This is a genomic window from Actinoplanes sp. NPDC051343 (assembly GCF_044455125.1).
GTDB lineage: Bacteria > Actinomycetota > Actinomycetes > Mycobacteriales > Micromonosporaceae > Actinoplanes.
Window position 1 is genome coordinate 14,637 of sequence record NZ_JBITEL010000004.1, and the last position, 26,843, is coordinate 41,479.

Annotated in this window: 20 protein-coding genes and 1 pseudogene; 13 read left to right on the forward strand and 8 right to left on the reverse strand. The window is 72.0% G+C overall.

Features of this window, described 5'->3' with window-relative positions; genetic code table 11:
- Positions 1-16 precede the first annotated feature (16 nt).
- Complete coding sequence (locus ACIA5C_RS14180) at positions 17-997, forward strand: tetratricopeptide repeat protein (RefSeq protein WP_396054405.1); 981 nt, start codon at positions 17-19, stop codon at positions 995-997.
- A gap of 10 nt (positions 998-1,007) precedes the next feature.
- A pseudogene (locus ACIA5C_RS14185) lies at positions 1,008-1,908 on the forward strand (arginase family protein); the annotation flags it as partial.
- Between the two features lie 1,015 nt (positions 1,909-2,923).
- Here the strand turns inward: ACIA5C_RS14185 and ACIA5C_RS14190 are convergent.
- Complete coding sequence (locus ACIA5C_RS14190) at positions 2,924-3,136, reverse strand: hypothetical protein (protein WP_396054407.1); 213 nt, start codon at positions 3,134-3,136, stop codon at positions 2,924-2,926.
- Between the two features lie 506 nt (positions 3,137-3,642).
- On the opposite strand from ACIA5C_RS14190, the gene ACIA5C_RS14195 reads away from it, so the two are divergent.
- Positions 3,643-3,831, forward strand: coding sequence for a hypothetical protein (locus ACIA5C_RS14195; RefSeq protein ID WP_396054409.1), 189 nt, complete (start codon positions 3,643-3,645; stop codon positions 3,829-3,831).
- Between the two features lie 145 nt (positions 3,832-3,976).
- Here ACIA5C_RS14195 and ACIA5C_RS14200 read toward each other — a convergent pair whose 3' ends face one another.
- The gene (locus tag ACIA5C_RS14200; RefSeq protein ID WP_396054411.1) at positions 3,977-5,887 is read right to left on the reverse strand and encodes a penicillin-binding transpeptidase domain-containing protein; all 1,911 of its coding nucleotides are present in this window, start codon (positions 5,885-5,887) and stop codon (positions 3,977-3,979) included.
- 193 nt (positions 5,888-6,080) lie between these two features.
- Here ACIA5C_RS14200 and ACIA5C_RS14205 point away from each other — a divergent pair, with 193 nt between their 5' ends.
- Entirely contained in the window at positions 6,081-11,018 is a 4,938-nt protein-coding gene (locus tag ACIA5C_RS14205; RefSeq protein WP_396054413.1) for an NAD-glutamate dehydrogenase, read from the forward strand.
- Between the two features lie 110 nt (positions 11,019-11,128).
- Here ACIA5C_RS14205 and ACIA5C_RS14210 read toward each other — a convergent pair whose 3' ends face one another.
- Positions 11,129-12,187, reverse strand: a complete 1,059-nt coding sequence (locus ACIA5C_RS14210) for an alpha/beta fold hydrolase (RefSeq protein ID WP_396054415.1) — start codon at positions 12,185-12,187, stop codon at positions 11,129-11,131.
- Between the two features lie 52 nt (positions 12,188-12,239).
- On the opposite strand from ACIA5C_RS14210, the gene ACIA5C_RS14215 reads away from it, so the two are divergent.
- Both ACIA5C_RS14215 and ACIA5C_RS14220 read left to right on the forward strand, forming a co-directional pair.
- Positions 12,240-12,857 (forward strand): TetR/AcrR family transcriptional regulator C-terminal domain-containing protein, encoded by a 618-nt coding sequence (locus tag ACIA5C_RS14215; protein WP_396054417.1) that lies wholly within the window; start codon positions 12,240-12,242, stop codon positions 12,855-12,857.
- Between the two features lie 4 nt (positions 12,858-12,861).
- Positions 12,862-14,985, forward strand: coding sequence for a heavy metal translocating P-type ATPase (locus ACIA5C_RS14220; RefSeq protein ID WP_396054419.1), 2,124 nt, complete (start codon positions 12,862-12,864; stop codon positions 14,983-14,985).
- A 466-nt stretch (positions 14,986-15,451) separates the two neighbouring features.
- Here the strand turns inward: ACIA5C_RS14220 and ACIA5C_RS14225 are convergent, their stop codons facing one another.
- Positions 15,452-16,165: a TetR/AcrR family transcriptional regulator gene (locus ACIA5C_RS14225; protein ID WP_396054421.1), complete on the reverse strand. Its 714-nt coding sequence runs from the start codon at positions 16,163-16,165 to the stop codon at positions 15,452-15,454.
- A gap of 122 nt (positions 16,166-16,287) precedes the next feature.
- Complete coding sequence (locus ACIA5C_RS14230; RefSeq protein ID WP_396054423.1) at positions 16,288-17,739, reverse strand: glycoside hydrolase family 3 protein; 1,452 nt, start codon at positions 17,737-17,739, stop codon at positions 16,288-16,290.
- Positions 17,740-17,883: 144 nt separating this feature from the next.
- Here ACIA5C_RS14230 and ACIA5C_RS14235 point away from each other — a divergent pair, with 144 nt between their 5' ends.
- Genes ACIA5C_RS14235 through ACIA5C_RS14245 form a run of 3 tightly spaced genes read left to right on the forward strand, consistent with a single transcriptional unit; the run spans position 17,884 to position 20,834 of the window.
- Positions 17,884-19,074, forward strand: a complete 1,191-nt coding sequence (locus ACIA5C_RS14235) for an ROK family protein (protein ID WP_396054425.1) — start codon at positions 17,884-17,886, stop codon at positions 19,072-19,074.
- A gap of 34 nt (positions 19,075-19,108) precedes the next feature.
- Entirely contained in the window at positions 19,109-19,927 is an 819-nt protein-coding gene (locus ACIA5C_RS14240) for an ABC transporter ATP-binding protein (RefSeq protein WP_396054427.1), read from the forward strand.
- A gap of 4 nt (positions 19,928-19,931) precedes the next feature.
- Positions 19,932-20,834, forward strand: a complete 903-nt coding sequence (locus ACIA5C_RS14245; RefSeq protein WP_396054429.1) for a ribokinase — start codon at positions 19,932-19,934, stop codon at positions 20,832-20,834.
- Here the strand turns inward: ACIA5C_RS14245 and ACIA5C_RS14250 are convergent.
- Together ACIA5C_RS14250 and ACIA5C_RS14255 are read right to left on the reverse strand one after the other, a co-directional pair.
- On the reverse strand, positions 20,810-21,187 hold the full coding sequence (locus ACIA5C_RS14250) for a MauE/DoxX family redox-associated membrane protein (protein ID WP_396054431.1): 378 nt from the start codon (positions 21,185-21,187) through the stop codon (positions 20,810-20,812). The genes ACIA5C_RS14245 and ACIA5C_RS14250 overlap by 25 nt on opposite strands.
- Positions 21,184-21,663, reverse strand: coding sequence for a DUF6232 family protein (locus tag ACIA5C_RS14255; protein WP_396054433.1), 480 nt, complete (start codon positions 21,661-21,663; stop codon positions 21,184-21,186). The genes ACIA5C_RS14250 and ACIA5C_RS14255 overlap by 4 nt, the downstream gene beginning before the upstream one ends.
- A 71-nt stretch (positions 21,664-21,734) precedes the next feature.
- Between ACIA5C_RS14255 and ACIA5C_RS14260 the strand changes: the two genes are divergently transcribed.
- From ACIA5C_RS14260 to ACIA5C_RS14275, 4 genes are read left to right on the forward strand one after another with little or no spacing between them, the layout of a single operon-like run.
- Positions 21,735-22,508 (forward strand): enoyl-CoA hydratase/isomerase family protein, encoded by a 774-nt coding sequence (locus ACIA5C_RS14260; RefSeq protein WP_396055585.1) that lies wholly within the window; start codon positions 21,735-21,737, stop codon positions 22,506-22,508.
- Positions 22,509-22,548: 40 nt separating this feature from the next.
- Complete coding sequence (locus ACIA5C_RS14265; RefSeq protein WP_396054435.1) at positions 22,549-23,202, forward strand: hypothetical protein; 654 nt, start codon at positions 22,549-22,551, stop codon at positions 23,200-23,202.
- Between the two features lie 27 nt (positions 23,203-23,229).
- On the forward strand, positions 23,230-24,882 hold the full coding sequence (locus ACIA5C_RS14270) for an Hsp70 family protein (RefSeq protein WP_396054437.1): 1,653 nt from the start codon (positions 23,230-23,232) through the stop codon (positions 24,880-24,882).
- A 15-nt stretch (positions 24,883-24,897) separates the two neighbouring features.
- On the forward strand, positions 24,898-26,502 hold the full coding sequence (locus tag ACIA5C_RS14275; protein WP_396054439.1) for an acetolactate synthase: 1,605 nt from the start codon (positions 24,898-24,900) through the stop codon (positions 26,500-26,502).
- On the opposite strand, the gene ACIA5C_RS14280 is transcribed toward ACIA5C_RS14275, so the two are convergent.
- A complete protein-coding gene (locus tag ACIA5C_RS14280) occupies positions 26,499-26,840 on the reverse strand; it encodes a PLD nuclease N-terminal domain-containing protein (RefSeq protein WP_396054441.1) in 342 nt (113 codons plus the stop codon). The genes ACIA5C_RS14275 and ACIA5C_RS14280 overlap by 4 nt on opposite strands.
- Positions 26,841-26,843: the final 3 nt, after the last annotated feature.

Genomic DNA, 26,843 nt, shown 5'->3' on the forward strand with positions numbered 1-26,843 from the left:
GCGAGACTAGGTAGCTATGAGCGACCCACGGACCACTCCGTCGATCTTCACCCGCGGCGCGGTCGATCTCAGCGCGCTGCGCACGCCGGCGCCGGCCCCTGGCCGCCCGGCCGCCCCCTCGAGTGCCGGTGCCTCGAGTGCCTCGAGTGCCTCGAGCGCCAGTGCCGCGAGCGAGACCGCTGTGCCGTCCGGCCTGCCCGGTGGCCCGCCCGACGGCCTGCCCGGCGCCGAGACGATCATCGACGTCACCGAGGCCAATTTCCAGACCACCGTCCTCGAGCGGTCCCTGTCGACCCCGGTCATCCTCGACTTCTGGGCCGACTGGTGCGAGCCCTGCAAGCAGCTCTCGCCGATCCTCGAACGGCTGGCCGGCGAGGGCGGCGGCACCTGGGTGCTCGGCAAGGTCGATGTGGACGCCAACCCCCGCCTCGCCCAGGCGCTGCGGGTGCAGGGCATCCCGATGGTGGTCGCGGTGGTCGGCGGCCAGCTCGTCGAGGGCTTCACCGGCGTGCTCCCCGAGCACCAGGTCAAGCAGTACGTCGACGCGGTCCTCAAGGCCGGCGGCATCTCGGTCGAGGCGCCCGCCGACCCACGGCTCGACGAGGCCGACGACGCGCTGATGACCGGCGACCTCGACGAGGCCGAGGCGGCGTACAAAAAGATCCTGGCCGAGACGCCCGGCGACGCGGCCGCCGCGTCCGGCCTGGCCCAGGTCGAGCTCTACCGCCGCATCAGTGGCGCCGACCCGGCGGCCGTGCTGGCCAAGGCGGCCGCCAACCCCGACGACCTCGAGGCGCAGCAGCTGGCCGCCGACGTCGAGGTGCTCAGCGGCCAGGCCGACCAGGCCTACGCACGACTGGTCGCCGTGGTCAAGCGCACCTCGGGCGACGACCGCGACGCCGTCCGCAAGCACCTGCTGTCGCTGTTCAGCGTGGCCGGCCCGGACGATCCCGCGGTGGCCGGGGCGCGGCGCGCCCTGGCCAGCGCACTCTTCTAGGGAAGCCTCCGTGCGCCGCATCGCTGTCCTCGACGCACCGTCCAATCTCGGTCTGCGCCCGCCGACCGAGACGTCGGTGCCGGGCTGCGCCAAGGCGCCCGGAGCCCTCCGTGACCACGGTCTGCTCAGCCGGCTGGGCGCCCGCGACGCCGGCTGCCTGACCCCGCCGCGCTACGACGCGGGCGACTGGCGGCCGGGCGACGGGGTCGCCCACGCGCCGCAGATCGCGGCATACTCCCGAAGCCTGGCCGACCGCATCGGCGCGATCCTCGACGCCGGCGAGTTCCCGGTGATCCTGGGCGGCGACTGCTCCATCCTGCTCGGCTCGGGCATCGCGATGCACCGCCTCGGCGAAACGATCGGCGGCAACATCGGCCTGGTCTTCGTCGACGGCCACTCCGACTTCCGCCACCCCGGCAACGCCTCCTATGTGGGCGCGGCCGCCGGCGAAGACCTGGCGCTGGTCACCGGCCGGGGCCAGCCCGACCTGGCGTCGATCGAGGGCCGCCGCCCCTACTTCCGCGACATCGACGTGGTCGTCCTGGGCATCCGCGCCCAGGACGAACACCGCCTCGACCTCCAGGCCGCCGGCATCATCACCCGCCCGGTCCCGGCGCTGAGGGCCGAGGGCGCGGCCCGCAGCGCCCAGTGGGCCCGCGACCAGCTGGCCGACTGCGCCGGCTACTGGGTCCACGTCGACGTCGACGTCCTCGACCCGGCAGTGATGCCCGCGGTCGACGCGCCCTCACCGGGCGGCATCGCGTTCCCCGAGCTCGAACTGCTGCTGGCCGGCCTGGTCGAAAGCCCCCACTGCCTGGGCGTGGAGCTGACAGTCTTCGACCCGGACTACGACCCCGACGGCGAATACGCGGCCGAAATCACCTCGACGGTCACGGCCGGCCTGGCCCCGGCCAAGACGGTCGCCCTTCGCCCCGACCTGGCGGCCGCCCGCCAGGACATCAACGACGAGCCGGCGCGCCGCCGTCGCCGGGCCGAGGCGGCCGACGACAGCGTTTCCCTCGCGGCCGCGGGCGCCTCCGGCGTTTCCGGTACGCCCGAGGAACCCGTCCTCCCCGCGACGACGTTGCTCGCCGTCGAGGAGGGTGCCGATCTTCCCGCGACGCCCGCCGAGGGCGGCGTCGGCCTGCGTGCGGGTGCCGATCTCTCCGCGGACGCTGTCGAGGGTGGCGTCGGCCTGCGTGCGGGTGCCGATCTCTCCGCGGACGCTGTCGAGGGTGGCGTCGGCCTGCGTGCGGGTGCCGATCTCCCCGCGGCGCCTGTCGAGCATGGCGTTGGCCTCCCCGTGGTTGCCGACCACGAGGGTGACACTGCCTCCGAAGGGGAGAGCGCCTTCGCCGGCGATCCCTCGGAGGCCGAGCCGGTCGGCGAAGCCTTCGAGGGCGAGCTCGAGCTGTCGGAGGAGGCCGCTGGGACGGCGACCGGCGACGATGCGGCCGCCGGCTCCGAGACCGCCGAGGTTTCCGACGAGGCGGGAGACGACGCCAGCGACCACTCCGATCGGGGTGAACCGGCGTCCGCCGTCCTCGACGAGGAGGACCAGGCCGAGTCGACTTCTGGCGAGGCACCTCGACACGTCGACCGCCCCAGCCGCCTGGCCTCGCGCAACGGGTCGGCCGACAGCGCCGACGCCGCCGTCCGGATGCGGCCGCTGGGCTCGGCGCCGCTGCTCGACTCCGAGCCGCTGCCCGCCACCCGCCCCGGCATGCTGCGTCCCCGCCGGGCCGAGGCGTCCGACGACGAGCCGGCTACGCACGAAGGCTTCTCGCTGCCCGTCCAGCGCCCGGCCTTCGACGCGGGTTCCGGCGAGCCCGCCGATATCGCCTGAGTCCCCCGCGCGGCCCGCGGTGCCGGTGCTAGGTTCCGGGCCGTGATTCTGGGGGATGAGGCGGACGCCAAGCTGCGGAGCTACTGAATGACCCGGGGTTTCGGCACCGCGCAGCGGCCGAGCGGGCGGTTCGGTTCCGGGCGGGCGGCGATGTGGCGGATCTGGTCGCGGTGTTCGACGACCCTGAGCATCCGTGTGACATGAATCATGTGCTGTTCGGCGCTTGCCGGGTCGGAGCGGCCGTGGCTCAGCCCGGTGCCGATGCCGACCGAGCGGATCGCGGAGGCGGCCAACCACTTCGCCGCTCGTCTGGCCGAGGACCGGCCGGTCGGGCTGGTCACGATGCCCGTCGCCCAGGCACCCAGTGCGGTCGCCGCGTTCTTCCAGGGCCTCGACCGAACCGGACGAGTCGCCCGGCGGATCATCGGCCCGAGCGGCATCAGAGTCGAGGCGTTCCCGGAGCCGGACATTCGCCGTCCGCTGCGGGGCGGTCGTCATCGGGTGTGGCGGTACGACGGGACGACCGCGGTGCCCGCGGTGGCAGCGCCGTCGGCCGAGACGGTGCGGATGCTTCATGAGCTCGGCGGTGAGCCGTGGGCGTCTCCGCTCTCCGGGCTGTTCAAGGCCGAGCCGTTCGGTGCGCTGCCGCTCGACGACCTGCTCGGGCTGCTCGCGCATCCGCCGGCCGCGCCGGACGGGCAGCGCTGGAACTTCCTCGACCGGGAAACGCCGAGCTACTGGTACCGGTTCCGCAGCCCTGGGTGTGCCTGGGCATCCTGCACCACGCCCCCGACGAGCCGTGGAGACGTCGGCACGCCGGGAGGCGCTGGTCGATCTGGCGTTCGGGGTCGAGGACTGGGTCAGCGACTCGGCACTGTTCGCGCTGGTCGCCGACGCGTACCGGAAGCCGGAGGCGCGCCCGGAGACCCGCCGCCTGGTCCGCGACCGGCTCGGCGCGGCCGTGGCCGCGTCGGCCCGCGGACGGTGACCATCGCGGAGTCCCTGGCCTGGTTGATGTTGGTCAACCCGGGGTGCACGGCGGACGACCGGGCGGTCGCGAGGGCGGCCGGTGCCCGCGATGGCACGGGCACCGAGCGGTCCCTCGGCGGCGGTGGTGACAACGGAAACGCTGACTACTTGTTGAGGGTGGTGAGGAAGCGGTCGATCATCGGGACCGCGGCGTCGGCGCCCGCGCCGCCCTTCTGGACCATGGCGGCGAAGGCGATGTCGCCCTGGTAGCCGATGAACCAGGAGTGGGTGTCCTTGGAGTTGGAGTCGAATTCGGCGGTGCCGGTCTTGCCGTACACCGGCTTGCCCTTCACGGTGCGCAGCGCCGTGCCCGTGCCGCCGGTGACCACCTCGCGCATCATCGACCGGAGCTGGGAGACCGCCGTCGCGTCGAGCGGGGCACCGTCGGGGGCGGGCTTGGCCGGCTTCGGGTCGAGAACCAGGGTGGGCTGCTTGAACTGGCCGCGGGCGACCGCCGCCGCCACGCTCGCCATCGCGATCGGGCTGACCACCGTCTTACCCTGCCCGAAGGAGGCCGCGGCCAGTTCGGTCGGGGTGTCGGCCGGGGAGACCTTGCCGGAGAAGGCGCTGACGCCCATGTCCCACGGGGTGCCCAGGCCGAGCGCGCTCGCCGCCTGGTGGAACTTGTCGGCGCCCAGTTTGCCGCCGAGGGCGATGAACGCGGTGTTGCACGACTTGGCGTAGTCGACGTGCATCTGGACGTTACCGAACGCCTCGCCGCCCGAGTTCTTGAACTGGTGGCCGTCGATGGTGGCGTTCTTGGGGCAGGCGACGGTCGAGTCGGGCTGGGCGATCTTGTTGGCGAGGACGCCGTACGCGGTAATGGTCTTGAACGTCGAACCCGGCGGGACCTCGCCGGTGAGCGCGGTGTCGACCGTGCCGCCGTCGGGCCCGTTGGCGACCGCCAGCACGGCGCCGTCGCTGACCCGGATCGCGACCAGCGAGCTCGGCTGCTTCTCGGCGGTCAGGGCCGCGTCGGCCGCGTTCTGGGTGTCGACGTCGAGGCTGGTCTTGATCGGCTTGCCGTTGACCGGCTGGGTGGTGAAGAGCGGGGTGTCCTTGACCTTGCCGTCCGGCGCCTGCTGGGCGATCACCACCGAGATGCCGGGGGTACCGCGGAGCGCGTCGTCGTACTTCTGCTGGATGCCGCCGTGGCCGACCACGTCGCCCTGGGCGAGGTCCTTGTTGTTCTGCAGGTCTTCGGCGGTGGCCTCGTCGGCGGTGCCGAGGAGCGCCCGTGCGAAGGCCCGGGTCGGGGCGAGCGGCTTCTTGCCCTCGTTCCAGATGACGCCGTCGAGCGCCACGTCGTCGCTGATCTTGTCCCAGTCGGGGCGTCGCAAAGTGATCAGCTCGACGAAGGCGTCCGGCTTGGCGTTGTCCACGCGGTCCTTGAGGCCGGAAAAGTCCATGTCGACGCCGATCTTCTTGAATGCGGTGTCGAGGCTCTTCTGCAACTGTGCCAAATTCGTGACTTTCTGCGGCTCGATGCCGACGGTCACGACGTCACGCGAGGTGACGATGGCCTCGCCCTTCGAGTCCTGGATGCCGCCCCGCTGGGAGGCCACCCGGCGTACGGCCAGCTTGTCACCGGAGGCGAGTTGGGGGTGCACGATGGCCGGTTCCCAGATCACCTTCCAGCCGTCGGTGTTGTGCTTGGTGAGCCGCACCGTGCTCGGGTACGTCCAGTGGGTGCCGCCCGGCAGCGTCCAGTCGAGCTTGATCGGGCTCGAGGAGTTGTCGCCCTTGGTCTTGGCGTCGCCGGCCTCGGTGACCGTCAGCGGCTGTTTGGCCAGGCCGCCGGAGAGTTCCTGAAGCTGCTTGACCACGTCGGCGTCGGCGACCTTGGCGCCACTGGCGCTGACGAAGCCGACCGTGTGCAGGTCGCCGCCCTTCCAGCCGCTCAGAAACGCCTTGAGCGTGCCGTCCGGTGCGTCCTTGGAGCACGCGGCGAGCCCGCCGCCGGCGAGCGTCAACGTGGCCAGCGCGGCGACCGCGCGGCGGCCGTAGCGATGCATGGGGCGCCCCTTCGTCAGGCCCGAGTGCCGGGCAACTCCCGGCACGGTAGTAAACCTGAGCCCGTCATGTGCACCCGAATGCGGGGAGAAGACCCGTGCACACCACGCGTGTGATCGTTCGCCGCGGGCAAGTTCTAGGCTGTGGGTGAGAGATGCGAGCCCACAGAGTCGTGGGTGAGGGGAGCACCAGGACATGGCTGTCGCCGACGAGGCAGCGACCGATTCTGATCTGATCACCGATCCCGAAACAGGCCCCGGGTTAGCACTGACCGGCCATCTCGGCACCGGCGACGAGGGCGACCTCGACGAGCCGCTGCCCAATGCCGAGAGCCTGGTTGCGCAGGCCGTCGGGGTGGCCGGCCGCGACCACGCCACCGCATCGCTGGTCAGCCGTTTCTGGCGCTTCGCGCCGGACGAGGAGCTGGTCGGCTTCACCGCCCAGGAGATGTACGACGCGGCGGTCGCGCACCGCGAACTGGCCGCGGTCCGGCTGCCCGGCGAGCTGAAGCTGGCGATCACGCCGCCGGCCGGTGACCAATGCCACACCGTGGTGCAGATCGTCACCGACGACATGCCGTTCCTGGTCGACTCGGTGATCGCCCTGCTCACCGCCCACCAGCTGCAGGTGCACCTGCTGGTCCACCCGCTGATCGTGGTGCGGCGCGAGCCGCTGGGCGCGCTCGGCGAGCTGGCCGCCGACGTCGAGCCGGACGACGCGATCGAGGGCGACCTGGTCGAGAGCTGGATCCGCATCGAGATCGACCCGATCCGCCGCCCGGAGGCCCGCGAGCAGCTGCTCAACGAGGTCCGCCGGGTGCTGACCGACGTGCGCGACGCGGTCGAGGACTGGCCGCGCATGCGCCAGCGGGCCGTCGTCATCGCCGACGAGCTGGCCACCGCCCGGGGGTCGGAGACCAAACTGCCGGTGCCCGACAAGGACGTCACCGACTCGATCGAGCTGCTCAAGTGGCTGGCCCACGACCACTTCACGTTCCTCGGCTACCGCGAATACCGCCTCAACGGCGACGTGCTGAACGCGGTGCCGGGCAGCGGGCTGGGCATCCTGCGTGGCGACAGCACCCCGCGCCAGCTGAGCTCGATGTCGACCGAGGCCTACCAGCGGGCTCTCGAGAAGCGGCTTCTCGTGATCACCAAGGCCAACTCGCGGGCCACCGTGCATCGCTCGGCCTACCTCGACTACATCGGTGTCAAGCTCTTCAACGACCACGGCGAGGTGATCGGCGAGCGGCGCTTCCTGGGCCTCTTCTCGAGTTCCGCCTATCGCACCAGCGTGCGCGAGCTGCCGGTGGTCAAGCGCAAGGTGATGGAGGTGCTCGACCGCTCGGGTCTCTCCCCGCGCGGGCACAGCGGCAAGGATCTGATGCAGATCCTCGAGACCTACCCCCGCGACGAACTCTTCCAGATCAAGACCGACGACCTCTACGAGGCCGTCATCGGTGTGCTGCGCATGGCGGGCCGGCGTCAGCTGCGTCTTTTCCTGCGCCGGGACGGGTACGGCCGGTTCATCTCGTGCCTGATCTACCTGCCTCGTGACCGGTTCACCACGGTCAACCGGCTGAGCATGCAGGAGATCCTGCTGCGCGAGCTGAACGGCGTCGGGGTCGACTACACCACCCGGGTCACCGAGCGGATGCTCGCCCGCATCCACTTCATCGTGCGCACCGACCCGGCCGACCCGCCGGGCCGGGTCGACCCCAACCAGCTGGCCGAGATGCTGGCCGACGCGACCCGCATGTGGGACGACGACTTCTCGCTGGTGCTCGAACGCAAGCTGGGCGAGGAACAGGCCCGCGACCTGTTCACGCGCTACGCGGGCGCCTACCCCGACAGCTACAAGGACGGCCACACACCGTACGAGGGCATGCAGGACCTCGCCAAGCTGGAGCTGCTCGAGGAGGCCGGCCAGCTCGAGATGCACCTCTACCGCAAGCGGCGGAGGGGTGTGACCGGCGAACCGGAGCCCGACGCCCGCAACGTGCGGTTCAAGGTCTACCGGTACGGCGAGCCGATGATGCTCTCGGCGGTGCTGCCGGTGCTGCACTCGCTCGGGGTGCAGGTGGTCGACGAGCGGCCGTACGAGATCCGCCGCAGCGACGGCACGATCTACCTGTACGACTTCGGTCTCGAACCGCCGGCCGCGCACCGCGACCTGTCCGAGGTGCGGCCGCAGGTGGAGAACGCGTTCGCGGCCGCGTGGCGGGGCGAGGCCGAGGTCGACGGCTTCAACGAACTGGTGCTGCGGGCCGGTCTGACCTGGCGTCAGGTGGTGGTGCTGCGGGCGTACGCGAAATATCTGCGCCAGGCCGGCAACGTCTTCTCCCAGGTCTACGTCGAATCGACCTTCACGGCGTACCCGGAGATCGCCCGGAGCCTGGTCGAGCTCTTCGAGACCCGGTTCTCGCCGCGCCTGCAGATCGGCGAGGACGAGCGCACCCGCGCGGCCGCCGACACCGCCGAGCGGATCACCGAGCTGCTCGACGGGGTCGACAGCCTCGACCAGGACCGCATTCTCCGGTCCTATCTGACGCTGATCCAGGCCACCCTGCGCACCAGCTTCTTCCAGCGCGGCGCCGACGGCCGTCCCAAGTCGTACGTGGCGTTCAAGCTCGACCCGCTGGCCATTCCCGAGCTGCCGCAGCCCCGCCCGAAGTACGAGATCTTCGTCTATTCGCCGCGCTTCGAGGGTGTGCACCTGCGGTTCGGCGACGTCGCCCGCGGCGGACTTCGCTGGTCCGACCGCCGGGAAGACTTCCGTACCGAGATCCTGGGCCTGGTCAAGGCGCAGATGGTGAAGAACGCGGTGATCGTGCCGGTCGGCGCCAAGGGCGGCTTCGTGCTCAAGCAGAAGCCGGGCGACCGCGACGAGGCGGTGGAGTGCTACAAGCAGTTCATCACCGCGCTGCTCGACGTCACCGACAACATCCACGGCGGCAAGATCATCCCGCCGGGTGACGTGGTCCGGCACGACGGCGACGACCCCTACCTGGTGGTGGCGGCCGACAAGGGCACGGCCACGTTCAGCGACACCGCCAACGCGATCTCGGTCGGCAAGGACTTCTGGCTGGGTGACGCGTTCGCCAGCGGCGGCTCGGCCGGCTACGACCACAAGAAAATGGGCATCACCGCCCGCGGCGCGTGGGAGTCGGTCAAGAAGCACTTCCGCGACCTCGGCCTCGACACCCAGAAGGAAGAGTTCACCGTCGTCGGTGTCGGCGACATGTCGGGCGACGTGTTCGGCAACGGGATGCTGCTCTCCGAGCACATCCGGCTGGTGGCCGCCTTCGACCACCGGCACATCTTCCTCGACCCGGACCCGGACGCGGCCCGGTCGTTCGTCGAACGCCGGCGGCTGTTCGACCTGCCCCGCTCCTCCTGGGACGACTACGACACCGCCCTGATCAGCGCGGGCGGCGGGGTCTTCCCGCGTACAGCCAAGTCGATCCCGATCACGCCGCAGGTCGTCGAGGCGCTCGGGCTCCCGCCGGGCACGACCGCGCTGAGCCCGGCCGAGCTCATGCGCTCGATCCTGCTCGCACCGGTCGACCTGCTGTTCAACGGCGGCATCGGCACGTACGTCAAGGCGGCAAGCGAATCCCACCTCGACGTCGGCGACAAGACCAACGACGCGATCCGGGTCAACGGCGCCCAGCTGCGGGCCCGGGTCGTCGGCGAGGGCGGCAACCTGGGCCTGACCCAGCGCGGCCGCATCGAGTTCGCCCTCAAGGGCGGCAGCATCTACACCGACTTCATCGACAACACGGCCGGTGTCGACTGCTCCGACCACGAGGTCAACATCAAGATCCTGCTCGGCGGCGCGGTGACCGACGGGGAAATGACCACCTCCGAACGCGACGAGCTGCTGGAATCCATGACCGACGAGGTCGCGGCCCAGGTTCTGCGGGACAACTACGAACAGGCCTTCGCACTCGGCACCGCCCGGTCGCAGGCCCACTCGCTGCTCCCGGTCCACCGGCGGATGCTCAACGAGCTCGAGTCGAGCGGCCAGCTCAACCGTGAACTGGAGGCACTCCCGACCGACGCCGAGCTCCAGACCCGCTCGGACAGCGGGGACGGCCTGTCCGCGCCTGAATTCGCGGTGCTCCTCGCGTACGTCAAAATCTCGCTGGAGCGTGAGGTCCTCGCCGACCAGATCGTCGACGAACCATGGACCAACGATGTGATGGCGCGCTATTTCCCGACGCCGTTGCGGGAAAGGTTCGCCGTCCGGATGGCCGGCCACCGGCTGCGCCGCGAGATCATCACCACCGCGCTGGTCAACGAGGTCGTCAACCGCGGCGGCACCTCCTTCGTCTTCCGGGCGATGGAGGAGAGCGGCGCCTCGGCGGCCGACGTGATCCGGGCCTACGTGGTGGTGCGCGACGTCTACGGCCTGGAGGGGATCTGGGCGGCCGCCGAGGCACTCGACAGCCGGGTGCCGACGAGCGCCCAGGTGCTGGTCTTCCTGGAGTCGCGGCGCCTCCTCGACCGGGCGGTCCGCTGGCTGGTCACCACCCGGCGCTCGCCGATCGACGTGGCCGCCGAGACGGCCAAGCTGCAGCCGGGCATCTCCGAGCTGCTGCCGCAGCTGCCGTCGGTGCTGATCGGCCCCGAGCGGCGGTCGATGGACGAACACATGGCCACGCTGGTCGACAAGGGCGTGCCGATGGAGCTGGCCGAGAAGGTGACCTGGGTCAACTACGGTTTCGGGTTGCTCGACGTGCTCGAGACCGGCCGCTCGACCGAACGCCCACCGGCCGAGGTGGCCCAGGTCTACTTCGTGCTGTCGGAACGCTTCCAGATCGACCAGCTGCTGTCGCACATCTCCAAGCTGCCGCGGGGCGACCGGTGGCAGACGCTGGCGCGGATGGCGTTGCGCTACGACCTGTACGGCGCGCTGGCCGCCCTGACCGCCGAGGTCCTGCTGTCGACGCCGGCGCAACCGTCGGCCGACGAGCGGGTCTCGGAATGGGAGGAGACCAACAAGGCGTCGATCGCGCGCGCCTCCAACGCGATGGGCAACGTCGACGACACCCCGGCCGAGCTGGCGGCGCTGTCGGTGCTGCTCCGCCAGATCCGCACCCTGGTCAAGACGTCGGCCGCCCCGTCCTGACCGGCTCGCGGCTGGTTGTGGACGGCCGCGCGAAAATGTCGTACCTGGGTGCTCAACTTGCTCCCACCCAGTGCCGGGGTGGGGGCGGCGGCGGCTGCTCAGCCGGCCGTCTAGATTTCGGCGAATTCGCCGATGATCTCGGCCAGGCGGTCCGGTGCTGAGCGTTCGGCGTTGTGGCCCTCTCCCGGGAGCGTCACGCGCCGGGCGTCCGGGAGCACCGCCTGCAGGGCGCCCAACCGCTCCTGCAGGTGGAGCGGGCTCTGATCGCCGGTGAGCAGCAGCACCGGCAGGCCGATCTTGGAATAGGCGGCCAGGCGGTTGCCCAGGGCGTCGATCGCGTCGTTGTCGTCGAGTTGGCGTTCGACGATCGGAGCGATCTCGGGCTTCCGGTTGACCGTGGCCTCGATGGCCGCCACCTCGACGCCGTCGACGCCGCCGATGCCGGCCACCTCGGCGAGGAAGATCGCGAACGCGGTGCCGGGGCGGCCCTCGGCGAGTGCGGCGCGGGCCCGCTCAATCGGGCGGCCAGCGCTCCCGCCGCCGGGCTGCCGCGTGTCGGGCCGTGGCGTGTCGGGCTGCGCGGCGCGGCCGTTCTCGGGCTGAGCGTTGCCCTCGAAGCGGCCGTCGCCGCTGCGAGGCTGCGTGGGCTCCGAGAGCTGCGGCTGTGCGGTCTGCGAGGGCTGGGGCTGTGTGGTCTGCGAGGGCTGGGGCTGTGCGGTCTGCGAGGGCTGGGGCTGTGCGTTCTGCGAGGGCTGCGGCTGTGCGGTCTGCGGCTGTGTGGTCTGCGGCTGTGCGGGCTGGGGCTGTGCGGTCTGCGTGCCGTCTCCCAGGCGGCGGTCGTCGATGATCAGCGGCGGCTCGTAGAGCACGGCGGCCGAAAACGTCTCCGGCGACGCCGCCAGCGCTTCGAGGGCCAGCACGGCCCCGGACGAGTGCCCCACCAGCACCGGGCGGTCGAGTGTCGATGCGGCCGCGAGCACTTCGGCGACCTCGTCGGCCATCGTCACCTTGCGGGGCACGTCGAGCCGGTATTGGCGCCGATAGAGCCGCGCCACCCGGAACCGGTCCCGCAGGCGGTCGGTCACCTTTTCCCAGCTTGACAGGTCGCCCATGCCCCCGTGCAGGACCAGGATCGAACGTCCGCTGCCTTCGACGATCAGGTTCTCCATGGCTCCTCCTTAGCAGTGCTAAGGCGCAACTTAGCACTGCTAAGCTGGCCTCGTGAAGGGCCTTTCGCGGGAACTGCTGATCGACACCGGGTTGCGGCTGCTCGACGAGGTCGGCCTCGACGGGCTCAGCGTCCGCCGCCTCGCCGCCGAGCTCGGGGTGCAGTCGCCGGCGCTCTACTGGCACTTCAAGACCAAGCAGGAGCTGCTCGAGGGCATGGCGGCCGCCATCATCATGGCGGCCGGGATGGGACCACCCGAAAACGACGAGACGTGGCCGGTGTGGTTGCGGCGCAGGGCTCGGGCGTACCGGAAATCGCTGTTGTCCCACCGGGATGGCGCCCGGCTGATCACCTCGGCCCGCCGGGCGCCGGATGCCATGGAAGGTTTCGAGCGTGAGCTCGAAGCCATGGTCGGGCTGGGGTTCACGCCGGTGCTGGCGCTGCGCACGATCATGGTGATCGCCGACTACGCGAACGGGTTCGTGCTGCAGGAGCAGGCGTTGCACACCCAGCCCAGCCCGCAGGAGTTGGAGATGCTGAAGCGGCTGCCGACGCTGCGCGAGGCGTTCCGATCGGGCGGTTACCGGCAGCCGGACGCCGCTTTCGAGTACGGACTGGAGGTGATCGTCGCCGGGACGCAGGCGCTCCTACCCCCTAGGGGTATAGGGTAGGGTCATGGAGCGCGTGATTGAACTCGAGATCGGCGGGATGACGTGCGCCGCGTGCGCCAACCGCATCGAGAAGAAGCTGAACCGGCTCGAGGGCGTCACCGCGACCGTCAACTATGCGACCGAGAAGGCGCGCGCCACGGTCCCGGCCGGCGTGACCGTCGACGACCTGGTCGCGGTGGTGGAAAAGACGGGCTACCAGGCGGCGGTGAAGAAGCCCACGGAGAGGGACACGCTCAAGGACCGCCTCCTGATCTCGGCCCTGCTCAGCCTCCCGGTCGTCGTGCTGGCGATGGTTCCGGCCTGGCAGTTCACCTACTGGCAGTGGCTCTCACTCACCCTGGCCGCCCCGGTCGTCGTCTACGGCGGCTGGCCCTTCCACCGTGCCGCCGCGGTCAACCTGCGCCACGGCGCGGCCACCATGGACACGCTGGTCTCGCTGGGCACACTGGCCGCCTTCGGCTGGTCGCTGTGGGCGCTCTTCCTCGGCGACGCCGGCATGCCCGGAATGACCCACCCGTTCTCGTTCACCGCCCAGGACGGCGACGCGATCTATCTCGAGGCGGCCGCCGGCGTGACCACGTTCCTGCTGGCCGGGCGCTATCTGGAGGCGCGGGCCAAGCGCCGGGCCGGAGATGCCCTGCGGGCCCTGCTCGAGCTCGGCGCCAAGACCGTGACCGTGCTCCGCGACGGCACCGAGCAGCAGATCCCGGCCGCCGACCTGCGGGTCGACGAGATCTTCGTGGTACGGCCGGGGGAGAAGGTCGCGACCGACGGCGTGGTCACCGACGGCGCGTCGGCGATCGACGCGAGCCTGCTGACCGGCGAGTCGGTGCCGGTCGAGGTGCGGCCGGGCGATCCGGTGACCGGCGCGACGGTCAACGCGGGCGGTCGCCTGCTGGTGCGGGCCGCCCGGGTCGGCGCCGACACCCAGCTGGCCCAGATGGCCCGGCTGGTCGAGGAGGCGCAGAACGGCAAGGCCGCCGTCCAGCGTCTGGCCGACCGGATCTCCGGCGTCTTCGTGCCCGCGGTGATCGCCCTGGCCCTGGGCACCCTCGGCTTCTACCTCGGCACCGGAGGCGGCGCATCGGCGGCCGTGGCCGTGCTGATCATCGCCTGCCCGTGCGCGCTGGGGCTGGCCACGCCGACGGCGCTGCTGGTCGGCACCGGGCGCGGCGCGCAGCTGGGCATCCTGATCCGCGGCGTCGAGGCCCTGGAATCCACCCGCAGGATCGATACGGTTCTGCTCGACAAAACCGGCACCGTGACGACCGGGCACATGACGGTGGTCCGGGTGGTGCCGGCGCCCGGGTGGGGCGTGCCCCAGGTGCTGCGGCTGGCCGGGGCGGTCGAGGCGGCCTCCGAGCACCCGCTCGGCCGGGCGATCGCGGCGGCGGCTCGCGCGTCCGGTGATCTTCCGGCGGTCGCCGACTTCCGGGCGTCGGCCGGGGTCGGCGTGCGCGGCCGCGTCGGGGAGATCGAGGTCACGGTCGGTGCGGCGACGCCGGATGCGCCCGTGCCGGGCGACCTCGCGGCGACCTGGGTCGAGGTCCGCACCGACGGTGCGGCCGCGGGGTGGGTTGCGCTTGCGGATTCCGTACGCGAGAGCAGCGCCCCGGCAGTCGCCGGGTTGAAGCGGCTGGGCCTCCGCCCGATCATGGTCACCGGCGATCGCCTGGAGGTGGCCTCGCAGGTGGCGTCGCACGCCGGGATCGGCGAGGTGATCGCCGGGGTCCTGCCGTCGGGCAAGGTCGACGTGGTGAAGCAGTTGCAGGAGTCGGGCAGCGTGGTCGCGATGGTCGGCGACGGCGTGAACGACGCGGCGGCGCTGGCCCAGGCCGACCTCGGGCTGGCGATGGGCGCGGGCACCGACGTGGCGATCCAGGCGTCCGACCTGACCCTGGTGCGCGGCGATCTGACCGCGGCGGTCGATGCGGTGCGGCTGTCGCGCCGCACCCTGGCGATCATCCGCGGGAACCTGTTCTGGGCCTTCGCCTACAACGTGGCCGCCCTGCCGCTGGCCGCCGCCGGCCTGCTCAACCCGATGATCGCCGGCGCCGCGATGGCGCTGAGCTCGATCTTCGTCGTGCTCAACAGCCTGCGGTTGAGGCGCTTCAAGTCCGCGTTCTGAGAGCTGCTGCTGTCGCGGCTGTGCAGCTCGATCCGCGTACCGCCGGCCCGGGCCCGCAGGGTGGTCGGCTCGGCCGGCTCGCCCGTGCGCAGATCGGCGAGCACCGCCTCGATATCGCCGGCGCGGGCCACGTCGAGCCAGGCCGCCCCCGTGTACGAGCTCATCGGCCGAGCGTTGCACGGCCCGGGACGGCGTGAGCCGGGCGCCGCAGGACTGCTCCCGAAGTCCTGTCGCGCCCGGCTCACCGTCTGCGCCGCGGAGGCTCGAACTGGTCCCGAAGGCCGAGTCCCCGCGACGTCCCCAGACCCACCTACGGACATGACGCTACGTGCCGGCCGGGCCGCCCCGGAAGCGCTGGGTGACCTAAATGGCCGTTCGGGTGGGGGACTTTCCCCGACAGTTCCGGCGGATTGGAGCAAATGCCGCCAAACTCCCTCACTGTGTTACGGTGTGTAGCGGCGACGTGTTATGACGGAGAGTCACTGCGGACGCTGTCGATCAGTGCCAGCACCTGGCGCAGCGCCGGCCGCAGCACCCGCAGCCGGGAGAGCGACACCAGCCGATCGATCAGCGGCACCACGCCGTCGATGAGCCGCCGGGTGCGCTGCTGGTCGGGCGACCGGTCGTGCACCCAGAACAGCACCACGCCCATGTAGGCCAGCCAGAGCAGCTCCGGCAGCTCCTTGCGCAGCTCCGGGTCGAGCTTGGCCGACGAGCCGTCGACCACGTCGCGGAACATCGCGATCGCCGCCTCGCGGGCCGGTGACGACTCGCGGGAGAACGGGCTCAGCGGCGACGTCGGCTCGGCCGCGCTCTTGAAGAACGTGGCCGCGAACGCGTGGTACGACGCGTTGACGTCGATGCCGGCGTGCAGCACCCCGCGCAGCCGGTCGGCGAAGCCGCTCTCGGCCGCCATGATCTCGTCGGCCCGGGCCCGCACCTCGGCCTGGCTGCGGTCGTAGAACCCCTGGATCAGGTGTTCCTTGGAGTCGAAGTAGTAGTAGGCGTTTCCGACCGCGACCCCCGCCTCCTTGGCGATCGCCCGCATGGTGGTGTCGGCGTATCCCCGCTCCTGGAACAACCGCAGCGCCGTCTCGAGGATGGCCTGCCGGGTCTGCTCGCCCCGGGCCCGGCGCGGTTTCTCCGGGGGGACGGAGGGGTCAGCGGCGGCTGTCGTCACACCCGTCACCGTAGTCCGCCGACGCGCCTGGATGAGCCGGCACCGGTCGCCCCGTGATCGGCCGGTGCCGGCTCATCACGGGCTCAGCATAGAGGCCCTTGTTGAACGCGTTCAAGTTATAATCAGCGCGCGATGCCGAGCACCTCGGCCACCGCCCGGCCGTTGGCCAGGGTCGCACCGTGTGAGGTGACGAACGCCCGGGCGTTCGCCGGGCGCCAGACCGACGGCCAGCCCATCTCGACCACGCCGACCGGATGCCCGGCGGCCAGGGCCTCGATCAGGTCGCGGCTCGCCGGGAGCCGGTGGGTGTGCCGGCCGACCACCACGATCGGCCGGCCGCCGGCCTTCGCGACGATCTCCTCCGCCGACGCCTCGGCCGCCACCACCTCGAGCTGCTCGGTTCCGTCCAGGTGCGGCCGGAGACCCCACGGCACGCGGCCCTCGGCGATCGAGTGCCCCGACACCAACTGCACGACCAGCGGCCGGGCGAGCTCGTCGAGCGAACCCTCGACCCGCACGGCGCGGCGCGCCGCCGACAGACCCAGGCTCTCGTCGGGGCCGGGCCGGCTGCGGGGCGTTGCGGCCCACGCCGCCATTTCTGCCGTACGCGCGACCGCGTCCTCCAGCCGCACCAGCGGCAGCCGGCCGTCCGCGACCGCCCCGGAAATTTCCGAAATGATCGCCTCGACCAGATCGAGGTCGACCTTGGCCCCGATGCAGAGCAGATCCGCTCCGGCGGTCAACGCGCGTACGGCTGCCGCACCGATGCCGCCCGCGGTGGCCGCCGCCCCCTTCATCTCGAGGGCATCCGTGACGATCGCGCCGCCGAAGCCGTACTCGCCGCGCAGCAGGTCGATCAGCACCCGCTTGCTGAACGTGCTCGGGTCCTGGGCGGTCAGCGACGGCACCCGGATGTGGGCCGACATGATCGCCTGCGAGCCGGCCGCCACCACCGCCGCGAACGGCGGCAGGTCCCGCTCGCGCAGCAGGTCGAGCGTGGCGTCGACGGTCGGCAGCTCGAGGTGCGAGTCGGTGACCGTGGCGCCGTGCCCGGGGAAGTGCTTGGCGCAGGCCGCGACCCCGGCCGACTGGAGGCCCTCGATCGCGGCCGCCGCGTGCCGGGTGACCAGCATCGGGTTGCTGCCGAACGACCGCGTCCCGATGATCGGGTTGTCGTCGGCCGTGTTGACGTCAACGGTCGGCGCCAGGTCGAGGTTGATGCCGGCCGCGGCCAGGTCGCCGCCGATCGCCGCGTACACCGCGCGGGTGAGCTCGGGGTCGTCGACCGTGCCCAGCGCGGCGTTGCCCGGATAGGGGCTGCCGGTGCGGTGGGCCAGGCGGGTGACGTCGCCGCCCTCCTCGTCGATCGCGATCAGCGCGTCCGGGCGTACCGACCGCAGCCGGGCCGTCAGGCCGGCGACCTGGGCCGCGTCGACGACGTTGGTGCCGAACAGGGTGTGCCCGGCCAGGCCCTCGGCGAGCAGGCCGAGGGCCCACTCGGGCGCGGAGCCGCCGGGGAAGGCGGCCAGCAGGGTGCCGAGGGCGAGGCGGCGAAGCCCCGGGTCGATCGCCATGGTGTCTCTCCGGTGGGGTGACGCGATTGTTGATCGCTCATTGATACTGAACGCGGAGCGGACGGCGACGGTGCCGACCGTTACGCTGCGGCTACATCGGAGCGCGATAATAGGAAACAATCTTAAATAGTAGGGGACGTAGTTATGGCCGCCACCCGCCTTCCGGGCACACCCCGGCTGCTGCGCGCACTCAACGACCGCGCCGCGCTGGAGTTGCTGCTCGCCCGAGGACCGCTCACCCGCGCCCAGCTCGGCGAGCTGACCGGGCTCAGCAAGGTGACCGCCTCACAGCTGGTCGAGCGCCTCGAGGAACGCGGCCTGGTGCGCCGGGTCGGCGAGCAGGCCGGCGGCCGTGGGCCCAACGCCCAGCTCTACGCGGTCACCCCCGGCAGCGCCCACGTGATCGGCGTCGACGTCGGCCCGGAACGCGTGGTCGCCGCCTGCGCCGACATCACCGGCACGATCATCGGCCAGGTCGAGCAGTCGACCAGGGACACCGACGACCCGGTCGGCGTCGTCCACCGGGTGGTCGTCCAGGCCGCGACCGAGGCCGGCGCCGAGATGTCGTCCGTGCGCCGCGTCGTCCTCGGCACGCCCGGCCTGGTCGACCCCAGCACCGGCGAGATCTCGTTCGCCTGGGACCTGCCGCGCTGGCACCGCGGCCTCCTCGACGACCTGCGCCGCGATCTGAGCACCCCGGTCGTCTTCGGCAACGACGTCAACCTGGCCGCGATCGCCGAGTCGAGCATCGGCGCGGCGGTCGGCGTCACCGACTTCGTGCTCATCTGGATCGGCCGCGGCGTCGGCCTGGCCAGCGTCATCGACGGCCGGCTGCACCAGGGCAGCACCGGCGCCGCGGGCGAGATCGGCTACCTGCCGGTGGCCGGCGCCGAGGTGCCGCGCAACTCGGGCAAGCGGGCGGCCAAGGGCTCGATGCGGGGCGCCTTCCAGAGCGTGGCCGGCGGCGAGGCGGTCAAGGCGATCGGCAAGAAGTACGGCTTCCGCGGCAACGAGGCGGCCGACGTCGTCCACGCCGCCGTGGCCGCCGGAGAGGCCGGCGAGGCCGCCCTCGACGAACTGGCCGGCCAGCTCGCCCTCGGCGTGGCCGCCACCTGCGTGGTCCTCGACCCGCCGCTGGTCGTGCTGGCCGGCGAGGTCAGCCAGGCCGGTGGTCCGTCGCTGGCCGAGCGGGTCGAGCGCGAGGTCGCGGCGATCACCCTGGTGTCACCCAAGGTAGTGATCACCGAGGTGGCCTCGGAGCCGGTCCTGCACGGCGCCCTGCACACCGCGCTCGACGCCGTACGGGACGAGGTCTTCGGCTCGACCACCGCGTGAGGATCGCCGTCGTCGCGCGTGGTTGGATGGAGTCGTGCTCGAGCCGACCGTGACGACTCTTCCGCCCGACGACGACACCGTCCTCGCGTTCGACCGGGTGAGCGTGATCCGCTCCGCAAACTTCCTGGTCCGCAGCCTGTCCTGGCAGGTCGAGCTGGACGAACGATGGGTGGTCCTCGGCCCCAACGGCGCCGGCAAGACCACCCTGCTCAACCTCGCGTCGGGCCGCCTGCACCCGTCCCGCGGTCAGGCCTGGGTGCTCGGTGAACGGCTCGGCCGGGTCGACGTCAACGAGTTGCGCACCCGCATCGGCCTCACCACCGGCCGCTTCGCCGATCAGGTGCCGCCCGGCGAGCGCGTGCTCGACGTGGTGGTCACGGCCGCCTGGTCGGTGGTCGGGCGCTGGCGCGAGTCGTACGACCCGCAGGACGAGGCCCGCGCCCGGGGCCTGCTCGAGCAGTTCGGCATGGGCGCGCTGGTCGACCGCGAGTTCGGCACCCTGTCCGAGGGCGAGCGCAAGCGCACCCAGATCGCCCGCGCGCTGATGACCGACCCCGAGCTGATGCTGCTCGACGAGCCGACCGCCGGCCTCGACCTGGGCGGCCGCGAAGACCTGCTGGCCCGCCTCACCGAGCTGGCCCTCGACCCCGACGCACCGGCGATGGTGCTGGTCACCCACCACGTCGAGGAGATCCCGCCCGGCTTCACCCACGGCCTGCTGCTGCGCGAAGGCACGATCGTGGCGGGCGGTCCGCTCGGCGAGGTCATGACCGCCGGCAACCTGTCCAAGACGTTCGGCCTGCCGCTGGTCGTCGACCGGTTCGGCGACCGCTACACGGCCCGGGCGGCCTGAGCGCATGGCTCCCCGCGTGGTCATCGTCGGCAGCGCCAACATGGACCTGGTCGGCCTGTCCGCCCGCCTGCCGCTGCCCGGCGAGACGGTGCTCGGCGACGACTTCATGATGACGCCCGGCGGTAAGGGCGCCAACCAGGCGATCGCGGCGGCGCGGGCCGGCGGGCAGACGGTCTTCCTCGGCGCCATCGGCTCCGACGCCTTCGGCGTCACGATCAACGCGAGACTCACGGCCGCGGGGGTCGACGCTTCCGGCGTACGCACGAGCTACGGCTCCTCCGGCGTCGCCGTGATCATGGTCGACCGCTCGGGAGAAAACTCGATCGTCGTCGCACCCGGCGCCAACTCCAGCTTCACCGGCCTGACCGAGTCCGAACGCCGCGCGATCGCCGAGGCCGACGTGCTGGTCTGCCAGCTCGAGATCCCGGTCGAGACGGTGACCGAGGCGATGCGGGCGGCCCGCGCGGCCGGCACCCGCACGATCCTCAACGCCGCCCCGGCCCGCTCCCTTCCGCCGGAACTGCTCGACAACGTCGACCTGCTGGTCGTCAACGAGATCGAGGCGGCGACGATCAGCGGCCGCTCCGACATCGACATGCCGGCGCTGCTGGCGCTGGTGCCCCGGGTCGTCCTGACGCTGAGCGGCTCCGGCTCGCGCTACGCCGACCGTTCGGGCACCGACGCCGTCGTGCCGGCGTTCCCGGTCGAGGTCCTCGACACGACGGCGGCCGGCGACGCCTTCACCGGGGCTCTTTCGGTGGCCTGGGGTGAGGGGCGCCCGCTGGTCGAGGCGGTCCGCTGGGCGAACGCGGCGGGGGCCGCCTGCGTACGCCACGTCGGCGCGTCCAACGCGCTGCCGACCCGTGACGAGATCGACGCCCTCTACGCGTCCGACCCGGGGGCCTGACCCCGGCTGACTTTGCGGGCCCAGAGAACCAGCGGGATCTGCAGCGGCAGCCGGCCGTAGGCGATCGCCCGCCTGGCCGGCGGCGCATGGCGCCAGTCGACGGCCATCTTGACGTTGGCCGGGAAGACGCCGACGAACAGGGCGGCCGCCGCCAGACCGCCCAGCCGGCGCGTGCGGGGATGCGCGACCGCCAGGGCCACGGCCAGCTCGACGGCGCCGCTCGCGTAGGTCCACGCGCGGCGGGAGCCCGGTAGCGAGCGGGGCACGATCGAGTCGTACGGGCGCGGACGGGCGAAATGCAGCGCGCCGGAAGCGCCCAGCAGCGCCGCCAGGCCGAGAGCCTGCTTGATCATTTCGCGAGCGTAGCGGGGGCTCGGGCCGGCTGCTCCAGCGCGCGCTGCAGTGCGCGGTAGATGCGGCCGAAGCGGGCGCGGTCGCGGGTGCTCAGCAGCAGCATCTCGCCGGCCGGGGTGCGGGCCCAGATCTGCAGGGTGCGGCTGCCCCGGTCGTACGACCGGTCGACGTGGTCGAGGATCAGGTCGGCGATCGGAACCGTGGCCAGGCCGAGCAGCACGCCGCCGCCGACGAGGGCGGCGGTGATCGGGGCCGACACGTGCAGGATCAGCCCGATCGCGATGCCCTGGCCGCCGATGGCGAGCGGCGCCAGGATGGCCAGGGCCAGCATGCCGCGGCCCGCCACCGTGCCCCACGAGCGTGCGCCCTGGCGGTGCCAGACCCGCATCAGGGCAGCCAGGGGCACATCCTGGCCGTTCATGTGTACGCCGGATGACGTGATCCATACCTCGGAGTCGCGGTAATAGCTCGTCACGATATTGGTGTATACCCGTCGTAGGCTGTGGCCAACCGAGAGTCAAGGAGGACCCTGTGGGCCAAACCGGGGTGGGCGAGTTCGTGCGGCTGGAGATCACCGACGGCATCGCGACGATCCGGCTGGACCGGCCGCCGATGAACCCGCTCAGCACGCAGGTGCAGGAAGAGCTGCGGGAGGCCGCCAACGCCGCCACGACCGATGAGTCGATCAAGGCGGTGATCGTCTACGGCGGCGAGCGGGTCTTCGCGGCCGGGGCCGACATCACGGAGTTCACGGCTGTCGGCTATCAGGAGATGGCGGTCCGGGCGGTCGCCCTCTCGGGCGCCTTCGACGCCGTGGCCCGCATCCCCAAGCCGGTCGTCGCCGCGATCACCGGGTACGCGCTCGGCGGTGGCTGCGAGCTGGCGCTGGCGTGCGACTGGCGGGTGGTGGCCGACGACGCCAAGCTCGGCCAGCCCGAGATCAAGCTGGGCATCATCCCGGGCGCCGGGGGCACCCAGCGGCTGGCCCGGCTGATCGGCCCGGCCCGGGCCAAAGACTTGATCTTCTCTGGACGGATGGTCGACGCCGAGGAGGCGCTGCGCATCGGCCTGGCCGACCGGGTCGCGCCGGCCGCCGAGGTGTTCGAGACGGCGGTGCAGTTGGTCAAGCCGTACGTCACCGGGCCGTCGCTGGCGCTGCGCGCGGCCAAGCAGGCGATCGACGGCGGGTTGAACGTCGACCTCGCCTCCGGGCTGGCGCTGGAGTCGCAGCTGTTCGCCGGGCTGTTCGCGACCGACGACCGCATCGAGGGCACCACCGCGTTCGTCGAGAAGCGAAAGCCCACATTTACCGGGCGTTGAACCTCGCTTCGATCGATCCCCTGTCATAAAGTCCGTCGATGTGGAAGCGGTTCCGGCGACGATCGGGGCACGGCGCACCGTGCGCCTGGCCGCCGCGCTCGTCGTCGGGCAGATCTTCCTGGTCGCGATCGTGGGCTGGATGACGCTGACCCGGCCCGGCGACCGTCCGGCCACGGGTGCTTCCGGCGTCGACCGGATGGCCGCCCCGCCGGCCTGGATCGCCCCGGCGAGAGAACCCTCGTTCCGAAAGCCCTCATCGACCAGCCCGGCTGAGAGCGCACGGGCGCACACCACCGAGCAAGCTCCCGTAGACCCGGCGAATCCGGCGAAAACGTCGGCGGGAACGGCTCAGTCGCCGGGGCCCGCCCCGATCTCCCTGGCGCCGTTCGGTGCTGCCGGTCCGGCCCCGTCGGATCCGCTAGCCCTCACACCCCCGTCAAGCGGCACCGCGACCTCGCCCAAGGCCACGCCGTCACCGAGCGCAGGCCCCGCCGGCACCGCTGGCACGGGCGGGAGTGTCGGCACGGGCGGCAGCGGTGGCCTGGGCGTGAGCGGAAGCGCCAGCCCCACTCCCGGAACCGTGCCGGCCGGTCGGCCCTGCGATCACTGGGGCGCCCTGGCCCGGGCGGACGACGGCCGGATGGTGCGCTGTCTTCCCGGCCGTTATTACCGACTCCGCTGGAAGATCGTGTAGCGGACCGGACCGCCTAGACTCTGAATCATGTCCATCGACCGCCACGGGCCGCAGCCGCCGAGACGGCACGCCCTCGGAGTGGACTTCGGCACGTCCAACACGGTTGCGGTGGCCCGCTGGCCGGACGGGCGCGCGCGGCCGATCCTGGTCGACGGCTCGCCGCTGCTGCCCTCGGCGGTCTATGCGGAACCGAACGGCACGCTGAACGTCGGCCGCGACGCGGTGCACAGCGCCCGCATCGACCCGGCCCGCTTCGAGCCCAACCCCAAGCGCCGCATCGACGACGGGCTGGTGCTGCTCGGCGAGAACGAGATCCCGGTGATCGACCTGATCGCTGCCGTGCTGGCCCGGGTGGTCGAGGAGTGGCACCGCGCGGTCGGCCCGGTGCGACCCGACGTGACCCTCACCTGCCCGGCGACCTGGGGTGCGGCCCGCCGCACGCTGCTCGCCGAGGCGGCCGCGATGGCCGGGCTCGAGGGTGCCCGCCTGGTCGCCGAGCCGGTCGCCGCCGCGACCTACTTCGCCGAGGTGCTCGGCCGTGACGTGCCGATCGGCTCGGTCGTGGTGGTGCACGACTTCGGCGCCGGCACCTTCGACGCGAGCGTGGTCGCCCGCACCGCCGAAGGCTTCGAGGTGATGGCGGTCGACGGCCGCGACGACATCGGCGGCCTCGACGTCGACGCGGCGATCGTCGAGCACCTGCGCACGCCGGAGTGGCAGCGGCTGATGGAGCCGTCGACGGTCGAGGAGCGCCGCGCCCAGCGCCAGCTGTGGGACGACGTCCGCATTGCCAAGGAGCGCCTGTCCCGCGCCCAGGCGGCCGATTTCGTGGTGCCGCTGCTCGACACCGAGGCGCACCTGACGCGCGACGAGCTGGAGCGGGTGGCCCGCCCGGTGCTCGACCAGACCGTTCAGGTCACCAAGGGCCTGCTCAACTGGGCCGACCTGCCGCCGGGCCGGCTCGCCGGGGTGTTCCTGGTCGGCGGGGCGAGCCGGATCCCGCTGGTCGCGACGCTGCTGCACCGGGCGCTCGGCGAGGCCCCGGTGGTGATCGAGCAGCCCGAGCTGGTGGTCGCCGAGGGCAGCATCCTGGCCGACGCGGCGCTGCTGGCCGCGGGACCGTCGGCGCCCGGGCCGACCGCCGAGCTCAAGCTGGTGTCGAGCGGCCGCGCCGAGGGGCGGCCCAGCAAAACGGCCGCGGCGATGGTGCCGGCCCACATTCCGGGCACGACCGGGCTGCAGCCGCCGGTCGATCCGTGGCCTGACGCCGATCACGGTCATTGGACGCCCGACCCCGATGCCACGGTGCCCACGCCGCGAACTCTGGCGTCCCCGGGCGTACCTCCGAAAGCGCAAGCCTCCGCGACCCGGCCGATGTCGCCCGCCGCGCAGCGGTCGCCGCAGGCGACGGGTAAGGGCAAGGCGACCGGGTCCGGGAAAGCTCCGCAGAGGGACCAGAAGACGGTCAAGCAGCCGCGGCCGGCCAAGCCGAAACCGGTCCAGCGGCCGCGGCGTCCCCGGCGTTTCCTGCGCTTCCTGCAGATTCTGCTGAGCATCGTCGTGATGGTCGTGGTGCCGCTCGTTGCGTTGCTGCTGGCCTACGGCTGGGGCAACGGCGAGCCGATCCAGGACGACGCGGTCGACCTGGTGAAGGACATCGCCGATCTGCTCGGCATCTGAAGGGAAGGCGGCGGCGTGATCGAGGGCCACGGCGGCGATCTTGCGCTTGCCGCGCTGCGGGCTTTCGGCGTACGCGAAATGTTCACGCTCTCCGGCGGCCACGTTTTCCCGCTCTACGACGCTTTCCACCGGGCCGGCCTGCCGATCTACGACGTACGCCATGAGCAGTCCGCGGTCTTCGCGGCCGAGGCCGTGGCCAAGCTCCAGCGCCGGCCCGGCCTCGCCGTGCTCACCGCCGGGCCCGGCGTCACCAACGGCATCTCCGGTCTGACCAGCGCCTTCTTCAACGCCTCGCCGGTGCTGGTGCTCGGCGGGCGGGCACCGCAGTTCCGCTGGGGCTCGGGCAGCCTGCAGGAATTCGACCACGTTCCGCTGGTCACCCCGATCACCAAGTACGCCGCCACGGCCGACGCCACCGAGTCGATCCCGGGCGCGATCACCGACGCCCTGACCAGCGCACTCACCGCCCATCGCGGGCCGGTCTTCCTCGATCTGCCGCTCGAGGTGGCGTTCTCGACCGCCGAGGCGGCATCTCCCGGCGAGCCGGCCGTGCCGGTGATCGAACCCGACCCGGACGAGGTCGCCCGGGCCGCCGGCCTGCTCGCCGCGGCCGAGCGCCCGGTGATCATCGCGGGCTCGGACGTCTGGGGCGGCGATGCGATCGAGCAGCTACGGGCGGCCGCCGAGGCGTTGCAGGTGCCGGTCTTCACCAACGGCATGGGCCGTGGCGCGCTGCCGCCCGGACATCCGCTCGCTTTGGCCAAGGCGCGCCGGGCCGCGCTCAACGATGCCGACGTGGTCGCGGTCATCGGCACGCCGCTCGACTTCCGGCTCGGCTTCGGGGAGTTCGGCGAGGCCCGGGTCGTGCACGTGGTCGACGCGCCGTCCCAGCGGGCCGGCCACGTGACGCCGGCCGTCTCGCCCGCCGGTGACCTGCGGCGGATCCTCGCGGCCTTCGCCGAGCGGGGCGCCCGGCACGACGACTGGATCGAGGGGCTGCGGACGGCCGAGGACGCCGGCCGGGCCCGCGACGCCGAGGCGATGGCGGCCGACAGCGACCCGATCAGACCGGCCCGGGTCTACGGCGAACTGCGCAAGGTCCTGGCCGGGGACGCGGTGACGATCGGCGACGGTGGCGACTTCGTCTCGTACGCGGGCCGCTACCTCGAACCGGCCCGCCCCGGCACCTGGCTCGACCCGGGCCCGTACGGCTGTCTCGGCACCGGCTTGGGCTACGCGATGGGCGCCCGGGTCACCTACCCCGACCGGCAGATCTGCGTGCTGCTCGGTGACGGCGCGGCCGGCTTCTCGCTGATGGACGCGGAATCCCTGGTCCGGCAGGATCTTCCGGTCGTCATGGTGGTCGGCAACAACGGCGTCTGGGGGCTCGAGAAGCATCCGATGAACGCGGTGTACGGCTACGACGTCGCGGCCGACCTGCAGCCGGGTCTGCGCTACGACGAGGTCGTGCGGGCGCTCGGCGGGGCCGGCGAGACCGTCGGCCGGGCGGGCGATCTCGGTCCGGCGCTCGAGCGGGCCTTCGCGTCGGGCGTGCCCTATCTGGTCAACGTGCTGACCGACCCGGCGGACGCCTACCCCCGCTCGTCCAACCTGGCTTAGGGCTTGTCGTCGTCGCCGAAGTCCTGTTCCCACTGGGCCAGCAGCTCGCGGTCGCGGCGGGACTGCTCGGAGTCGACGGTGCGCAGGAATTCGGGGTCGTCGTCGGGCGAGGACGGGCGGCGGGCCACCCGGCGGACCAGGCTGCCTTCCAGGGGCGGACTGGTCGGGCGACCCCAGACGAAGTAGGCGGCCGGGCCGGCCAAGGGGACGAGCAGGATCAGCAGCACCCAGGCGAACCGGGGGAGGGTGCGCACGCGCTCGACCGACAAACAGCTGATCAGGGCCAGCACGAAGAGGGCCAGCTGCGCGGCAGCCAGGAAGATGAACAACCGGACCATGAG

What these genes read in the sequence shown, in the direction of transcription:
- ACIA5C_RS14210 (WP_396054415.1), bottom strand. Translation starts at nt 12,187, where the DNA reads ATGGAGAACCTGATCGTCGAAGGCAGCGGACGTTCGATCCTGGTCCTG.
- ACIA5C_RS14235 (WP_396054425.1), top strand. Translation starts at nt 17,884, where the DNA reads ATGGCCGCCACCCGCCTTCCGGGCACACCCCGGCTGCTGCGCGCACTC.
- ACIA5C_RS14180 (WP_396054405.1), top strand. Translation starts at nt 17, where the DNA reads ATGAGCGACCCACGGACCACTCCGTCGATCTTCACCCGCGGCGCGGTC.
- ACIA5C_RS14200 (WP_396054411.1), bottom strand. Translation starts at nt 5,887, where the DNA reads ATGCATCGCTACGGCCGCCGCGCGGTCGCCGCGCTGGCCACGTTGACG.
- ACIA5C_RS14205 (WP_396054413.1), top strand. Translation starts at nt 6,081, where the DNA reads ATGGCTGTCGCCGACGAGGCAGCGACCGATTCTGATCTGATCACCGAT.
- ACIA5C_RS14230 (WP_396054423.1), bottom strand. Translation starts at nt 17,739, where the DNA reads ATGGCGATCGACCCGGGGCTTCGCCGCCTCGCCCTCGGCACCCTGCTG.
- ACIA5C_RS14270 (WP_396054437.1), top strand. Translation starts at nt 23,230, where the DNA reads ATGTCCATCGACCGCCACGGGCCGCAGCCGCCGAGACGGCACGCCCTC.
- ACIA5C_RS14280 (WP_396054441.1), bottom strand. Translation starts at nt 26,840, where the DNA reads ATGGTCCGGTTGTTCATCTTCCTGGCTGCCGCGCAGCTGGCCCTCTTC.
- ACIA5C_RS14245 (WP_396054429.1), top strand. Translation starts at nt 19,932, where the DNA reads ATGGCTCCCCGCGTGGTCATCGTCGGCAGCGCCAACATGGACCTGGTC.
- ACIA5C_RS14220 (WP_396054419.1), top strand. Translation starts at nt 12,862, where the DNA reads ATGGAGCGCGTGATTGAACTCGAGATCGGCGGGATGACGTGCGCCGCG.
- ACIA5C_RS14250 (WP_396054431.1), bottom strand. Translation starts at nt 21,187, where the DNA reads ATGATCAAGCAGGCTCTCGGCCTGGCGGCGCTGCTGGGCGCTTCCGGC.